Genomic DNA, 14,087 nt, shown 5'->3' on the forward strand with positions numbered 1-14,087 from the left:
GCGGCCTCGAGCAACAGTTAATGAATGTTAACTGAAATGCGCCACCGCCGCACGCGCCCGGGCTGCGTGTGCCCCGTTAGGGTGGACGGCATGACCTCCAGCAGCACCTCCTTGACCGCCTGGCAGGACAGGGCGAACCACGCGGCCCAGTCGGTGACCACGCTGTTCGGCCGGAAACTGCTGTTGCTGCCCGGAACCCACCTGGGCGCCGTGCTGTGGCAGGGCAAGCACCCGGCGGGGCAGGACCAGCCTGCGGCAGGGCAGGGACAGGAGCCCGGCGGCCGGCGGCTGGGACGGTGGCTCGCGGCGCTCCGGCGCGTCCGGCCGGCCGCGGGCCTGGTCCTCCCGTGGCACTACTGGTGGCAGGCCCATTACGTGGACTGCCTGGTGGATACCGGCCGGCGGGAGCTGGGCGGCGGAGCCACCCCCGCGGCCCGGTTCAACGGCCCGGACCGGCCCAGCGCCGGACGCCTGGCCTCGCGCCTGGTCACCGGCATCAGGCTGCGCAACGCCCTGACCTTCGTGAACAGCTACTACGACGACATGGCGTGGCTGGCGCTGGCAACGCTGAGGCTGGACGGGCTGGCTGAGGAGACACGGCGCCCCGGCCGCCGCCGCAACGCCACGGTCCGCGCATCGCTGACGCTGCAGTTCGACGCCGCATGCACCGATGACCTGGGCGGCGGCACGTTCTGGAGCAAGAAGCGGGACTTCAAGAACACCCCTGCCACGGCCCCCGTGGCGTTGTTCTACGCCCGCACCGGGCAGCGCGGCAAGGCGCAGGCGCTGCTGGACTGGCTGGACGCCACCCTCTTCGACCTGGACCAGGGCCTGTACCTGGACGGTGTGCGCCCGGACCCCGCCGGCGGCGTGGTGGTGGAACGCGCCGTGTACACCTACAACCAGGGTCCCGTGCTGGGGGCCCTCCTGGAACTGGGCGGCGACGCCAACCTCGCCCGGGCGGCAGCCCTGGTGGACGCGGTAAACATGAAGCTCACGGCCGTGGACAGCCCAGTGCTCCGGTGCGAAGGAACGGGCGACGGCGGCCTCTTCACCGGGATCCTCTGCCGCTACCTGGCGCTCGCGGCAGCCGACACCCGGCTGCCCGCAGCCACCCGTGCCACGGCTGCCCGGCTGGTGACGGACACCGCGGAGGCGTTCTGGTCCGGCCGGCGCTCCGTCGGCGCCGGGGAGGCCAGGGCACGGCTTGAAGGCACCAGCATCTTCTCCATCCATGCCGCCCACCCGGCCGCTGAGGCGTATCCCCCGGGCGCCGCCGTCGAGCTTTCCACGCAGCTGCAGGCGTGGATGACGCTGGAGGCTGCCGCGGCAGTCACCGCGGCAAGTCCCGACGGCAGCGCGCCAACCGCTGGCTAACGGATGCCGGCCAGGGGCGTGACGGTGCCGGCCCCAAGCAGCACCCCGCCGTCGGCCGCCAGGCGGGCCTCCCTGGGGCCCGCGGGCGGAAACACCAGGGAGGTCAGGGACTGCCCGCCGACGAAGACCTCGATCGATGAGCGGTCCACGTATGCCGTGAGGTGCACCGTGTCCCCCGTGGGCCGGACCTGGACGGAACGCGGCTGCCGGTACTCGGTGTCGGCTGCCGGGTCGGCGGCCTTCCGTTGGCCGCCTGCCACCGTGTCACCGTCGCGGGCCACATAGGGCCGCCCGGCAGTGAAGTCGTAGCCAATGGTGGCGTAGGTGCTCCCGCCGCTTTGCAGGAGCAGCCGGGCTTCACCGGTCCCGTTCCCGGGTTTCTCCAGTTCGACGTCGACCTTGAAGGCGCCGCCCTCGGGAACCGGCAGCGGCTGCCCGTCCCCGATGCTGCCGGCCTGCAGGTGCGCCGGGTCCCCCTCCAGCGACCGGAGCCCGGCGGTGGGCGATGACGCCAGCACCGGGCGGCCGCCCTCGGAGGTGAGGCTGATGTCCCGCACCACCGAGGCGGCCCCCTGCCAGTCCTTTGTGGGCAGCTGCCGGGCGTAGGCCCAGTTGTTCATCCAGCCGATGGCGTGCCGGGAGGCCTTCCGCCGGCCGTCGTCCAGGCGCGGATCCTCCCAGGTGACGGCCGCGTAGAAGTCCGGGCCGCCGTCGAGCCACTGATGGCTGCCCTCGGGGGTGAAGGCCTTGCCGTCAAAGCCGCCGGTCCAGTAGGCCAGCCCCGTGCTGCGGCCCTCGGCGGAGCCGTTGGCGCTCGCCGCCAGGACCCAGGTGCGCTTGGCGGGGTCGCCGTCGACATCCATCTGGAAGAAGTCCGGGCACTCCAGGATGCCCAGCCCGTCCTTCTGGAAACCCGACACATAGGTCCATTGCAACAGGTCCTTCGAGGTGTAGAAGCCGATCTTGGAACCCTCGGCAAGCAGCATCAGCCACTGGTTGTTGGCGTCGTCCCGGACGATGCGCGGATCCCGCCAGTGCTCGGCGCCGGGGTTCTCCATCACGGGGTTTTGCCCGTAGCTTTGGAAGCTGTAGCCCTTGTCCGTGGAGTAGAACAGGGACTGGCGCTGGACGCCGTCGTGCTGCTGGGTGAGGACGGCGACCACCGCCCCCTTGCCGAACCCGGCCGTCCCCTCGGTATCCACCACCGCGGATCCGGTCTCGATGTCGCCCAGGCCATTGCGGAACTTCTGGATGGCCACGCCCTCGTTCTTCCAGTGCACCAGGTCCGTGCTGGTGGCGTGGAACCATTCGGTGCCGTTTCCGTCCGGGTAGTCAGCGTTGTAGAGGTAGTAATAGTGCCAGACGCCGTCCAGCAGGAAGGGCCGCTGGGGATCGTTCATCCAGCGCTGGTCCGGGCTGAGGTGGTAGGCGGGGCGGTAGCCGGGATCTGCAGCCGGAGAAGATTCCGTGGGTGCGGCCGTGGGCTGCCCGGCCGGCCGGCTGTCGTCACGCTGGGCATTTCCCACGAGCACCAGCGAACCGGCCAGGGCCAGTGCTGCAACCGCGGCCACCACGGACCACAGGAGGGGCCGCCGCCGAAGGGCTGCAAACGCGGTTCTGAAAAAGGTGGATGGCATGTTGTGTCGATCCGTCGCTGAACGCACAAGTGCCGTCCCCCGGGTTCGGGGAACGGCACCAGCGCAAGTGAACCGTCAATTTTACCGGCCCGGCGCCCGGGAACCGAATCCCGGAGCGTCATGAACTATTGCCGGTCCTGGCCGGCAGGGCGCTTCTTCTGCGGAAACGGGGTTTCGCCCCGGGCCAGCATCTCCACGAACCCCGCGATCCGGCGTTCCCGGGTGGCTGCCTGCTTGGCCGAATTGGTCCTGTACACCAGGGCGAACAGGTTGGTTTTAGTGAGGACGTCGAACATCGCCTGGGCCTCGGGGTTCGCGGCAATCGCGGCAGCCAGGTCTGCCGGAACCTTCACGTCGGCCTGCCCGCCGTACGCTGCGTCCCAGCGGCCGTCCGCCTTGGCCGCCTCCACCGCCGCCCTGCCGGCGTCGGTCATTTTCCCCTCGTCTTCCAGGCGCGCAACGTGCCCCACGTTCCGGGCGGACCAGACGCTCCGCGGACGCCGCGGCGTCATCCGCTGGAAGGAGCTTTCATCATCCCGGCGCCGCAGCTGCCCGTCGATCCAGCCAAAGCAGAGTGCCTCGTCCAGCGCCGCCGGGTAGTCCAGGCCGGTTACCGTGCCGCCCTTCTTGTGCAGGACCAGCCACACTCCCGGGCTGGTCCTGTGGTTTTCTTCCAGCCATGCACGCCAGGCGGCAGCGTCAGGTACCAGCAGTTCCTCGAGGTCATCGGCCATGGCCCCATTCTGCCCGGAGAATCCCAGGCCACAAGCCCTGTGTGCGCCGGCGCTTCCGGTGGCATCATGGCCATACCGCAGCCGTCACCCACGGCCGCCCGTCAACCAGCATCAAGGACAATGCCATGCTCCGAGTCCGTCCCGTCCACTTCACGTCCCGCATCGAGCCCTGGAAGCAGTTCCTCACCGCCCTGGGAATGGTCCAGACAGAGGACGACGGCGGGTGGCAGGTCTTCGACTCCGCGTCAGGCCGCCTGGCTTTGCACGGCGCCGAGGCAGGGTCCGGCCAGGACGGCCGCACCGTGTTTGGGGTGGAAGTGGGCGACGTGGCGGAGTTCGCCCGCCGCACCAACCTGTCCGCCCAGGAGGGCGGACCGCAGGCGGACGGAACGCAGCCGGCCGAACTCGTCGCAACGGACCACGGTGAGGCCTGCCGGGTCACCGCGCCGGACGGATTCAGCTTCCTGGCGGACAAGGCCGTCCACGGCGCCCAGTGCGCCGATGCCGATCCCGCACTGGCCGTCGCCGGCGTCTGGTACACCCCGGACCCGGAGGCAGCCATCCGCACCCTGCTGCACGCCGGCGCGCGTCCCCGGCCGGTGCCGGACAACGACGAAACCGCCGATTTCACGGCCAAGAACGGCGGCGTCCTCTTGGTGCGCCCGGCGTCGGGGCCCCCGCGCTCAGGCCTGGGCTTCGAATACGACGGCGGGCTGGAACCGTTGCGGGAGCGCCTCGCCGGTGCCGGTTTCTCGGCCAGCCTGACCGAGGAAGCCTTTGGGAGCACTCTTCACGTGGCCAATCCGGACGTGGGCAGCCCCAACGCGCCCGCCACGCTCTGGATCTCCCAGCACCGCCCCATGGGGTAGAACTTAACCATGAACGTGCGCACACCTGACCCGAATCCCGGCTGGCTCTCTGAAGAAGACCTCTTTGAGGCCCGCGGGCGGCTGCCCATGGTGTACGTGGAGGCCGTGCCGGTCAGGCTGGATCCGCTGGGGTACGTCAACGAGGTGGGCACGCTGCTGCAGGCCGACGCCGACGGGACAATGGTGCGGTCCCTGGTCTCCGGCCGGGTCATCTACCGCGAAACCATCCGCGCCGCCCTGCTGCGGCACATGGAGAAGGACCTGGGCCCCCTGGCGTTTCCGCAGCTGCCGCTCAGCCCCGTGCCGTTCACGGTGGCCGAATACTTCCCGGCACCGTCCCAGACGGGGTTCACCGACGAGCGGCAACACGCCGTGTCCCTGGCCTACATCATCCCGGTCACGGGCGAGTGCGAACCCCGCCAGGACGCCCTGGAACTGACATGGATGACCCCCGAGGAAGTCCTCAGCCCGGGCGTCCAGATGGAGTTCGCGGGCGGCCGCGGCGGTCTCATCCGGCAGGCCCTGGCGTTCGCAGGTGTGGGCTTCTGACATCCGCGCCGGGACCTGGGGGTCCCCGGTTTTAGGCGCCCGCCTTTGTAGACTGTAGGGCGGACCGCAAGAGAACTTAAGGACTCCCATGACCGAATCACCAGCCGCCAGGCACCACCGTGAACAGCAGGCTGGATCTCTGACCACCGGCACCCACATCCTCCTTCCGGACGGCCACCGCACCGCCGAAATCGACCAGGTGGAGCTTGAGCGGGACGATTTCGGCTCCCCGGCACTGGTGCTGGCAAGCCTCTCCGGCGGCGGGACGCTGCGGGTCGCCATAGGTGCCACCGTCACCGTTGTGGACGGAACGCACGACGACGTCACCCAGCTGCCGCTGCCGGCTGACCTCCCGGAAGCCACACCGCCGGTGGAAACCGCCGGGACCGGGCCCATCACCGTGGCGCCCGCCGTCGTCGTACCTCCCCTGCCGCCGGTACCGCCCGCGGCAACCGGACCCAGCGAGGAGGAACTCGCGCTCATCCCGGCGCCGGCCGGCACCCCTGAGTCCGTGGTGGAAGCCGCCGCCGAGGCCCACCCGGATGCCGAGGGCGTCCTGCTCCTGGCCGACCGGCTCTCCAAGGGCGTCAACTTCAAGTCCGGAAGCTGCCTGAAGGACCTTACCGACCTGGCGCACGAATTGTTCATCACGCTCAAGGATGCCGACGGGGCTCTGGCCGTGGCTGACCTCCTCACCGTGCTGCCCTATGACGGGAACCCCGGCCGGTGGACCTCGGTGGAGGCCTCCCTCGCCCTGGCCAGCTACATCTGCCGGCAGGACGGCCAGGACGAACGCGCCGAGGTCTACGAGAAGCTGATCCGCACCCCGGAAAACCAGGAAACGGATGCGTTCAAGGCACGCATGGCCGCCAAGGTGCGGCAGCGCTCACTCAACGAACCCAACCTGTACGACAAGGAAATCTTCCGCTCCATCGACAACTCCAACCACGATGCCGAGCGTGAATGGCGGTTGCTGCGGCTGGAAAGCCTGCTGTTCCTGCGGGCCCACGGCGGCTCGGAAACCATCGGGATGCCCGAGCTGGAACGCCGGATCAGCAATGAGCTGGAGGCTGTCCGGTCCTGACCGCAGGACCGGCTTCGGGGCGGGGGAAATTACCCCTACCCGGGGCGTAGCCGGAGTTGTACATTCGGGGCTATGACCAACAATCTCAGCGTAGTGATCAACGCCGACGCGCCGCAGGTCTGGACCATGCTGCGTGAACCGTCCAAGGTAGCCCAGTGGCACGGCTGGCAGGCCGAGGACCTGGAGTCCGAGATCAAGGAGATCTACTTTTCCAGCGACGTGGAGGAATCCGCGGACCATACCAGCCTCACCGTCCACGGCGGGGACACGTTCGAGCTTCACCCGGTGGCCGGCGGAACCCGGGTCAGCGTCACCCGCGGGGCCATGGATCACGACTCCGAGTGGGCTGCCTGGGACGAGGACATCACCCAGGGCTGGCTGACCTTTCTGCAGCAGCTCCGCTTTGCCCTGGAACGCCACCCGCACGGCAAGCGGCACACCCTGTTCCTGCACCTGACAGAGGGGAAGGGCTCCGCGATCGAGAAGCTGGGGCTGGCCGACCTCCCTGCCCCGGGCGAGCCGTACCAGGTCACCTTGGATACCGGAGAGGAAATCAGCGGCAAGGTCTGGTACCGGACCAGCCACCAGGTGGGACTCACCGTGCACGGCTACGCAGAGCATGGCGAGGGGCTGCTGGTGGTGGCCGACCATCCCGCCATCAAGGACGTCCGGGCAGAGGGTGAAGGGTCGCTGGTCATCGCCTCCACCTACGACCTGGGCGCCGGCAAGGTTGACGCCATCCGGTCCGCCTGGGATTCGTGGCGCTCCAGGAACTACCCGGACTCGGAACCGGTCAGCTGACGGCGCCGGCTGGTTTATTGGGGCAGCGCCAATTGCTGGCACACTGGTACCGTGCCTGCCGATCCCGCCTTTGCCCTGCCTGATACCCGGTCACAGTTTTCCTTCACGGTGGGCACCCGCCTGGCGGAGACCTGTCCGCCCGCTGCCGCCCGGACGGCTGAAAACGGCGGGGAGTTCCTGGGCCGCACCGGCACCATCACCACGCCGCACGGTGAAATCCAGACGCCGGCGTTCATCGCCGTCGGGACCAAAGCCACGGTGAAGTCCGTACTGCCGGAATCCATGGCAGACCTGGGCGCCCAGGCGCTGCTGGCCAACGCCTACCACCTGTACCTGCAGCCGGGGCCGGACATCCTGGACGAGGCCGGCGGCCTGGGTGCCTTCATGAACTGGCCGGGCCCCACCTTCACGGACTCCGGCGGATTCCAGGTGATGAGCCTGGGCTCCGGGTTCAAGAAGGTCATCGACATGAAGACTGTGGCCGCCGCGGGCGCGCCCGGACCGGACGATGCCGTGGCCCCCGGCAAGGAACGCCTGGCCCATATCGACGACGATGGCGTCTGGTTCAAGAGCCACCTCAACGGGGACCGCCACCGGTTCTCCCCCGAGATCTCCATGCAGGTCCAGCACCAGATCGGGGCGGACATCATGTTCGCGTTCGACGAGCTCACCACGCTGCAGAACTCACGCGGTTACCAGGAGGAGTCGCTGGAGCGCACGCGCCTGTGGGCGGAGCGGTGCCTCGAGGAGCACTTCCGCCTCACGGAGGCACGGGCCGGCAAGCCGTACCAGGCACTGTTCGGCGTGATCCAGGGCGCCCAGTACGAGGACCTTCGCCGGAAGGCCTGCCGGGACCTGGGTGCCATGCCGTTCGACGGGTTCGGGATCGGCGGGGCGTTGGAGAAGGAGAACCTGGGCACCATCGTGCGGTGGTGCAACGAGGAACTGCCGGAGGACAAGCCACGCCACCTGCTGGGGATCTCCGAGCCGGATGACATTTTCACGGCCATCGAAAACGGTGCCGACACCTTCGACTGCGTCTCCCCCACCCGGGTGGCCCGGAATTCCGCGTTCTACACCCCGGACGGCCGGTTCAATCTCTCGGGCGCCAAGTACAAGCGCGATTTCGGGCCGCTGCAGGAAGGCTGCGACTGCTACGCCTGCGCCAACTACTCGCGGGCGTACATCCACCACCTGTTCAAGGCCAAGGAGATGCTGTCCGCCACCCTGATCTCCATCCACAACGAGCGGTTCGTGGTGAAGATGGTGGATGACGCCCGGCTGGCCATCGCGTCCGGCACCTTCTTCGATTTCAAGGCGGAAACCCTGGGCCGGTACTACTCCTAGGCACGTCCGCTAGGCTGGCCGGATGCTCATTGATATCCCTGCCGCGGAAGGTACTGCAGAGGCCTTGGTGGCCCGCCCGTCCACCGGAACCGGTCCTTTTCCCGGCGTCATCCTTTACATGGACGCCTTCGGCCTGCGCCCCCGCATCCAGGAGATGGCCCAGCGCATCGCCGACTGGGGCTACGTGGTGCTGGCCCCCAACGTTTTCTACCGGGACGGAACGGCCGCCGAACTCGCCCCCGCCACGGACATGACCACCCAGCAAGGCCGGGAAGCGGCGGGCAGGGCCGCCTTCCCGCGGATTGGCCGCCTGACTCCTGACAAGGCGCTGCCGGACATCGACGCGTGGATTTCGGCGCTGGCGGCACTGGACGGCGTCGCCCCCGGCCCCATCGGCACCGTGGGCTACTGCATGGGCGCCCGGCTGGCTGTGCGCACCACCACCTCCCACCCTGAAGTGGTGGCTGCCTGCGGCGGCTTCCACGCCGGCGGACTGGCCACTGACGAGCCGGACAGCCCGCACCTTGGGCTCGGGAAGGCGCGGGCCCGGTTCGTGTTCGGCCACGCGGACCATGACCGGAGCATGGCTCCCGACGCCGTCGCCCGGCTGGGCAAGGCGCTCCAGGCTGCGGGGCTCGAGGCGTCCAACGTCATCTATGAAGGGGCGCCCCACGGGTACACGATGGCGGACACGTCGGCCTTCCACCCTGATGCCACCGAACGCCATTTCCGTGAGCTGCGTGCCCTCCTGGACGGGACACTGAAGGGCTGACCCGGCCGGCCGCCGTCGAACTCGCCGGAAAGCTGCCGGATCGCCGGAACGTTGCGGCGAGCCGGACGGGTTCCGGCGACCCCGGGAGGCAGGACGGTCCTGGCAGGTTTTCCACATGACGACGGCGGCGTCTTCCTGAGCTGTCGCAGCGGCAGGATCCTGTCGGGATGACACCCCAGCCGCCAGTCCGCCTCCCCTCCCTTCCGAGCACCGGCAACCTGTGGCGGACGGGGCAGTTGCACGAGAGGGGCCTCAATTCCCGGGCCATCAAGGCATTGGTCCTCCACGGGAAGCTGGTACGTCTTCGCCACGGCTGCTACATCCGCGCTGAGCTGTGGGAGAAGCAGACGAGTCCCGTCCGCAGCAAGCAGTTGATTCGCGCCCACGCGCACGGGACGCTGACCAGGTCTGCGGGCGGCTATGTGTACAGCCATACCTCTGCCGCCCGGCTGCACGGTCTGCACTTGTGGGCAGTCGATGACACGATCCACCTTCTGCTGCCGGGGAACCCTTCCAGCGAGCGGCTCGGCAAGGATGTCCGGGGCCATACCCGGCCGTGGACAGCGTCGGAGGTGGTAACCCTCGGCGGCCTCAAAGCGACCTCGCTGGAGCGGACGGTAGTGGATTGCGCCATGATGCTGGGTTACCGGCAGGCCCTGGTGCTCACCGATCACGCCCTCCGGCTTGGGGCCGACAAAGCCCTCCTGAAAAGCATGGCCGAGGGCCTGGAGGGACGCCGCGGGGTCCGGACCCTCCGGCGCGCCCTTACCCACGCTGATCCACGTTCGGAGTCAGCTGGTGAAACACTAACCCGCGAACTCCTGACGCGGCTGAAGCTTCCCCTGCCGGAGCCTCAAGTGTTGGTAGCAACACGTGCCGGCCGGTACCGGCTGGATTTCGCCTGGAAGGATAAGAAGGTGGCACTCGAATTCGACGGGAAAACGAAGTACTTCGACTATGGGCCAACGGCTGAGGTGCTGTTTCAGGAGCGGCAGCGGGAGAAGGCCCTCACCGAGAATGGCTGGACCTTCCTTCGCCTGACATGGGCCGACCTTTTCCGTGAACATGAGTTCAAAGCCCGTGTCCTTGCTGCGCTCCGGCCCTAGCCACCGCCGGAGCGCCAAACCGCCGGAAAGGGACCAGGCCGCCGGTAATTTCCGGCGATCCGGCAGCTTTCCGGCGATCCCACGCGATCAGCAGTTGGAACGTACGACGCCGGGCGGCAGCTATGCGGCGTTTGTCACCGCTTCCGCGGCGTGGCCCGCGACGCCGTAACTGGGCTCGCGACGCTTGACCCAGTTGATGACCAGCGAGGTCACGGGGACGAAGAGGAACTCCACCACGGTCTTGTAGACGAAACCCACCAGCACGTAGTTCACGAAGCTGCCGGGGTCGGCGATGCCGATGACGGGTGCGGCGATGCTGCAGAAGATCAGCGTGTCCACAAACTCCCCGGCGCCCGAGGATCCCATGAGCCGCGCCCATAGGGACTTCTCCCCGGTGCGGGCCTTCATCCGGACCAGGATCCAGGAATTGATGGTCTGCCCCGCCAGGAATGCCAGCAGGGAGGCCAGGACGATTTGTGGCACGGGGCCAAGCGCCCCTTCCAGGGCGGACTGCTTGGCGGCACCGTACTCGTCGTCGAATCCGGGCAGCGCAATGACTACCCAGTAGCAGAGGGAAGCGAAGACGGACAGCGCAAATGTGGTGAAAATGGCTTTGCGGGCCACCTTGAAGCCGTAGACCTCACTGATCACGTCGCCGAGGATGTAAGCCAGCGGGAAGAGGAAGAAGCCGCCGTCGGTGACGATGGGGCCGAATGCCACCACTCGTGCCATTCTCGCACCGGGCCGCGTGGCAAAGCTCCCCAAGGAGAAGTTTTGATTAGCACCGGACAGTTTTTGAACATGTTCAACTACTGTGGCACAGTCCTTTTGAACATGTTCAAAGAATGGGGATGCCGATGGCAGCGAAGAGCGAACAGACCAGGCAGCTGGTGGCGGACACGGCGCTGCGCATGTTCCGAGATATCGGGTTCGAGAAGACCACCATGCGCGCCATCGCCGCCGGGGCAGGCGTCTCCGTCGGCAACGCCTATTACTACTTCGCGTCCAAGGATGACCTGGTCCACGAGCTGTACATCCAGGTGCAGGCAGAGCACGCGGCGCGGGCCTCGGAAGCGTTGGACGGGACCGCTTCCCTGACTGAGCGCCTGAAGGCCACGCTGCATGCCGGCCTTGACGTCATGGCCCCTTACCACCGGTTCGGTGCGGACTTCGTTGCCACCGCAATCCGGCCAACATCACCGGTGAACCCCTTCTCAGCACGGTCCACGCCTGCGCGCGAGGCCTCCCTGGACATCTTCAGGCGCACTGTGGATGGGGCCCGGCCCGGCGTACCGAAGAAACTGCGGACCGACCTGCCGGAGCTGCTGTGGCTCTGCTACATGGGCATCACCCTCTTCTGGGTCTATGACGCCTCGGAGAGCCAGAGGCGGACCAGGAGGCTGGTGGACGGCGCGGCCCCACTCATTGCCCGCGGTCTCGCTCTGGCCCGCATCCCGGGAGTCAGCAAGGTGTTGGACGACGTCCTGGACCTGGGCCGCAGCATCCGCGATTAGAGAAGAAACATTGGGGGAAAAGATGGGCTGCACAAAGACCGTTGTGGTGGCGGGGGCTTCCGGCTTCATCGGCACGTACCTTCGCCGGCGCTTCCAGGAAGACGGATGGACCGTGCGCACCATTGGACGCAAGGGAGCGGGCAGCGCCGCAGCCGGATGGGATGACGACGCCGGCATGGTGCGGGTGCTCAACGGCGCCGGGCTGGTGGTGAACCTCGCCGGACGGTCCGTCTCCTGCCGCTACAACCGGCGGAACAAGGCGATCATCATGGACTCGCGCGTGGCCACCACCCAGGCGCTCGGGCGTGCCATCGCACAATGCCCGGAGCCGCCGTCGACCTGGTTGAATGCCAGCACCGGCACCATCTACCGCGATGCCAGAGACCGCCCCCAGCCTGAAACCGACGGCGAGCTTGGCTCCGGGTTCTCCGTGGACGTGGCCAAAGCGTGGGAGGCCGCCCTCGCGGCGGCCACCACGCCGGCCACCCGGAAGATCCCGCTGCGGATTGCCATCGTGCTGGGCCGCGGCGGCGGCGCGCTGGCGCCGTTCAAGAACCTGGCGCGGCTGGGCCTGGGCGGCCACATGGGCGACGGCAGGCAGAAGTTCAGCTGGATCCACGTGGAGGACCTGTACCGCAGTATCCGCTTCCTGCATATGCGGACCGACGTCACCGGACCCGTTAATGTGGCGTCGCCGGACGTGGTGAGCAACCGGGAAATGATGCGCCTGGTGCGGCGCGCCTACGGCGCCCGCTTCGGGCTCCCCACCCCTGCGTGGCTCCTCCGTGCAGGGGCCGTCCTGATCCGCACCGAAACCGAGCTTGTGCTCAAAAGCAGGTGGGTCCAGCCGCAGAAACTCCTCGACGCGGGCTTCGTCTACAGCCAGCCGGAGCTGGGCCGGGCACTGCTGCAGATCGCCAAGGGCCGGGAATGAGCCGCCCGCTCCGCGTCACCTTCGGTCCTGGCGCGTTCCTTCCCGGCGCGGGCCTTACGGTCCTGGTCTTCGGGTTCCCCCTGGGCTTCCCCGGCTATCTCTACGGAACGCTCGCCGCACTGCTTCTGGGAATGCCCCTGGCGCTGGCTGCCGGGATTTGCATGCGGACCGTCCGCAACCAGCTGCTGCACGTCCTGGCCGTCGGCGTGGCAGGGCTGGCAACCGGGATGCTTACGCTCATGTTCATCACAGGCAGCCACTGGTCCGCGATGCGGGGCATGGTCCTGTGGACGGGGCGCTGCGCGGCGCTGGGGCGGGCAGCTGTGTCCGGCCTCGTCACAATCCATGACGCGCCCGCGCGGGAACCCGTGGCTGCGCAGAAGCCCGGCCCACCGCTGGAACCTTGACCATATGACGTCCCGGCGCCCTGTACGGCACCACATGGAAAGCGTCCGACGGCGGGTGGCAGGATGGGGGCATGACTTCCGCTACCCCTGATGCAACGCTGTCCGCCGCCCGCCCCGCCGTCGTCCTCACCATCGCAGGCTCCGAGGCAACCGGTGGCGCCGGCGCGCAGGCGGACCTGAAGACCTTCCAGGAGCTGGGCGTCTTCGGCATCGCCAACCTCACCTGCATCGTCTCCTTCGATCCGAAGGACAGCTGGAACCACCGCTTCGTACCGGTGGACCAGCAGGTGATCGCCGACCAACTGGAGGCGACGACGGCGGCGTACGGTCCGGCGTCGGGCGCCCCTTCCGCCCTGGACACCGTGAAGATCGGCATGCTCGGCAGCCCCGCGACCATCAGCACGGTGGCGTCTGCCCTGCAGGAGAACAGCTTCGCCAACGTTGTCCTGGACCCGGTGCTGATCTGCAAGGGCCAGGAGCCCGGGCACGCGCTGGACACGGACCAGGCCCTGAAGGCGCAGATCCTGCCGCTGGCAACGTTCGTCACGCCCAACCACTTCGAGGCGGAGTCCCTGTCCGGCCTGGAAATCACCGACATCGAGTCGTTGAAGGCCGCCGCCGTCCGCATCCACGAACTCAGCGGCGCGGCAGTTCTTGCCAAGGGCGGGGTTCGGCTGGAAGGCCCGGACGCCGTCGACGTCTTCTACGACGGCGAAACCCTGGAAGTCCTCACCGCCCCGAAGGTGGGCGAAGTTGCCGTCTCCGGTGCCGGCTGCTCACTCGCCGCGGCCGTGACCGCGGAGCTGGCCAAGGGCGCCAGCCCGCTGGAGGCTGCACGGACCGCAAAGGACTTCGTCACCGCCGGCATCCGCAACCGCGTAGCCTCCGGCGCCCCGTTCGACGCCCTCTGGCAGGGCGGCGTCCGGTAGAACCGATCTCCCCGCGTCGGGTTCGCC

The 14,087-nt window shown here is 68.2% G+C and carries 15 protein-coding genes; 12 read left to right on the plus strand and 3 right to left on the minus strand.

The window, feature by feature from the left end; all coding sequences use genetic code 11:
- Window positions 1–90: 90 nt before the first annotated feature.
- Window positions 91–1,377 (plus strand): glycoside hydrolase family 76 protein, encoded by a 1,287-nt coding sequence (locus tag ACV095_RS17560; RefSeq protein WP_478222377.1) that lies wholly within the window; start codon window positions 91–93, stop codon window positions 1,375–1,377.
- Here the strand turns inward: ACV095_RS17560 and ACV095_RS17565 are convergent.
- Window positions 1,374–3,014 carry a glycoside hydrolase family 32 protein gene (locus ACV095_RS17565; RefSeq protein ID WP_478222378.1) on the minus strand — a complete coding sequence of 547 codons (1,641 nt, stop codon included), beginning with the start codon at window positions 3,012–3,014 and terminating at the stop codon, window positions 1,374–1,376. The two genes, ACV095_RS17560 and ACV095_RS17565, sit on opposite strands and share 4 nt — an antisense overlap.
- Window positions 3,015–3,139: 125 nt before the next feature.
- Window positions 3,140–3,748, minus strand: coding sequence for a YdeI/OmpD-associated family protein (locus tag ACV095_RS17570; RefSeq protein ID WP_478222379.1), 609 nt, complete (start codon window positions 3,746–3,748; stop codon window positions 3,140–3,142).
- A gap of 125 nt (window positions 3,749–3,873) precedes the next feature.
- Between ACV095_RS17570 and ACV095_RS17575 the strand changes: the two genes are divergently transcribed.
- From ACV095_RS17575 to ACV095_RS17605, 7 genes are all read left to right on the plus strand, one after another.
- The gene (locus ACV095_RS17575; protein WP_478222380.1) at window positions 3,874–4,617 is read left to right on the plus strand and encodes a VOC family protein; all 744 of its coding nucleotides are present in this window, start codon (window positions 3,874–3,876) and stop codon (window positions 4,615–4,617) included.
- 9 nt (window positions 4,618–4,626) lie between these two features.
- The gene (locus ACV095_RS17580; RefSeq protein ID WP_018770827.1) at window positions 4,627–5,166 is read left to right on the plus strand and encodes an NUDIX hydrolase family protein; all 540 of its coding nucleotides are present in this window, start codon (window positions 4,627–4,629) and stop codon (window positions 5,164–5,166) included.
- 88 nt (window positions 5,167–5,254) lie between these two features.
- Window positions 5,255–6,250: a DUF6707 family protein gene (locus ACV095_RS17585; protein WP_018770826.1), complete on the plus strand. Its 996-nt coding sequence runs from the start codon at window positions 5,255–5,257 to the stop codon at window positions 6,248–6,250.
- Between the two features lie 72 nt (window positions 6,251–6,322).
- Entirely contained in the window at window positions 6,323–7,051 is a 729-nt protein-coding gene (locus ACV095_RS17590; protein WP_056392168.1) for an SRPBCC family protein, read from the plus strand.
- A 51-nt stretch (window positions 7,052–7,102) separates the two neighbouring features.
- A complete protein-coding gene (gene tgt / locus ACV095_RS17595) occupies window positions 7,103–8,398 on the plus strand; it encodes a tRNA guanosine(34) transglycosylase Tgt (RefSeq protein WP_478222381.1) in 1,296 nt (431 codons plus the stop codon).
- 22 nt (window positions 8,399–8,420) lie between these two features.
- Window positions 8,421–9,170 (plus strand): dienelactone hydrolase family protein, encoded by a 750-nt coding sequence (locus tag ACV095_RS17600; RefSeq protein WP_478222382.1) that lies wholly within the window; start codon window positions 8,421–8,423, stop codon window positions 9,168–9,170.
- Window positions 9,171–9,337: 167 nt separating this feature from the next.
- Window positions 9,338–10,276, plus strand: a complete 939-nt coding sequence (locus tag ACV095_RS17605) for a type IV toxin-antitoxin system AbiEi family antitoxin domain-containing protein (RefSeq protein WP_478222383.1) — start codon at window positions 9,338–9,340, stop codon at window positions 10,274–10,276.
- Window positions 10,277–10,396: 120 nt separating this feature from the next.
- Here the strand turns inward: ACV095_RS17605 and ACV095_RS17610 are convergent, their stop codons facing one another.
- On the minus strand, window positions 10,397–11,140 hold the full coding sequence (locus tag ACV095_RS17610; RefSeq protein WP_478223473.1) for a queuosine precursor transporter: 744 nt from the start codon (window positions 11,138–11,140) through the stop codon (window positions 10,397–10,399).
- Here ACV095_RS17610 and ACV095_RS17615 point away from each other — a divergent pair.
- The 4 genes from ACV095_RS17615 to ACV095_RS17630 all read left to right on the plus strand — a co-directional run bounded on the left by ACV095_RS17615 (window position 11,134) and on the right by ACV095_RS17630 (window position 14,060).
- A complete protein-coding gene (locus ACV095_RS17615; RefSeq protein WP_018770820.1) occupies window positions 11,134–11,790 on the plus strand; it encodes a TetR/AcrR family transcriptional regulator in 657 nt (218 codons plus the stop codon). The genes ACV095_RS17610 and ACV095_RS17615 overlap by 7 nt on opposite strands.
- A 22-nt stretch (window positions 11,791–11,812) precedes the next feature.
- Window positions 11,813–12,724: a TIGR01777 family oxidoreductase gene (locus ACV095_RS17620; RefSeq protein ID WP_478222384.1), complete on the plus strand. Its 912-nt coding sequence runs from the start codon at window positions 11,813–11,815 to the stop codon at window positions 12,722–12,724.
- Window positions 12,721–13,131, plus strand: coding sequence for a hypothetical protein (locus tag ACV095_RS17625; protein ID WP_478222385.1), 411 nt, complete (start codon window positions 12,721–12,723; stop codon window positions 13,129–13,131). The genes ACV095_RS17620 and ACV095_RS17625 overlap by 4 nt, the downstream gene beginning before the upstream one ends.
- 71 nt (window positions 13,132–13,202) lie before the next feature.
- A complete protein-coding gene (locus tag ACV095_RS17630; protein ID WP_478222386.1) occupies window positions 13,203–14,060 on the plus strand; it encodes a hydroxymethylpyrimidine/phosphomethylpyrimidine kinase in 858 nt (285 codons plus the stop codon).
- Window positions 14,061–14,087 lie beyond the last annotated feature (27 nt).

It is taken from the genome of Arthrobacter sp. JDC6, assembly GCF_056484025.1.

What these genes read in the sequence shown, in the direction of transcription:
- ACV095_RS17615 (WP_018770820.1), top strand. Translation starts at nt 11,134, where the DNA reads ATGGCAGCGAAGAGCGAACAGACCAGGCAGCTGGTGGCGGACACGGCG.
- ACV095_RS17600 (WP_478222382.1), top strand. Translation starts at nt 8,421, where the DNA reads ATGCTCATTGATATCCCTGCCGCGGAAGGTACTGCAGAGGCCTTGGTG.
- ACV095_RS17620 (WP_478222384.1), top strand. Translation starts at nt 11,813, where the DNA reads ATGGGCTGCACAAAGACCGTTGTGGTGGCGGGGGCTTCCGGCTTCATC.
- ACV095_RS17580 (WP_018770827.1), top strand. Translation starts at nt 4,627, where the DNA reads ATGAACGTGCGCACACCTGACCCGAATCCCGGCTGGCTCTCTGAAGAA.
- ACV095_RS17570 (WP_478222379.1), bottom strand. Translation starts at nt 3,748, where the DNA reads ATGGCCGATGACCTCGAGGAACTGCTGGTACCTGACGCTGCCGCCTGG.
- ACV095_RS17605 (WP_478222383.1), top strand. Translation starts at nt 9,338, where the DNA reads ATGACACCCCAGCCGCCAGTCCGCCTCCCCTCCCTTCCGAGCACCGGC.
- ACV095_RS17630 (WP_478222386.1), top strand. Translation starts at nt 13,203, where the DNA reads ATGACTTCCGCTACCCCTGATGCAACGCTGTCCGCCGCCCGCCCCGCC.
- ACV095_RS17590 (WP_056392168.1), top strand. Translation starts at nt 6,323, where the DNA reads ATGACCAACAATCTCAGCGTAGTGATCAACGCCGACGCGCCGCAGGTC.
- ACV095_RS17625 (WP_478222385.1), top strand. Translation starts at nt 12,721, where the DNA reads ATGAGCCGCCCGCTCCGCGTCACCTTCGGTCCTGGCGCGTTCCTTCCC.
- ACV095_RS17585 (WP_018770826.1), top strand. Translation starts at nt 5,255, where the DNA reads ATGACCGAATCACCAGCCGCCAGGCACCACCGTGAACAGCAGGCTGGA.
- ACV095_RS17560 (WP_478222377.1), top strand. Translation starts at nt 91, where the DNA reads ATGACCTCCAGCAGCACCTCCTTGACCGCCTGGCAGGACAGGGCGAAC.
- ACV095_RS17575 (WP_478222380.1), top strand. Translation starts at nt 3,874, where the DNA reads ATGCTCCGAGTCCGTCCCGTCCACTTCACGTCCCGCATCGAGCCCTGG.
- ACV095_RS17565 (WP_478222378.1), bottom strand. Translation starts at nt 3,014, where the DNA reads ATGCCATCCACCTTTTTCAGAACCGCGTTTGCAGCCCTTCGGCGGCGG.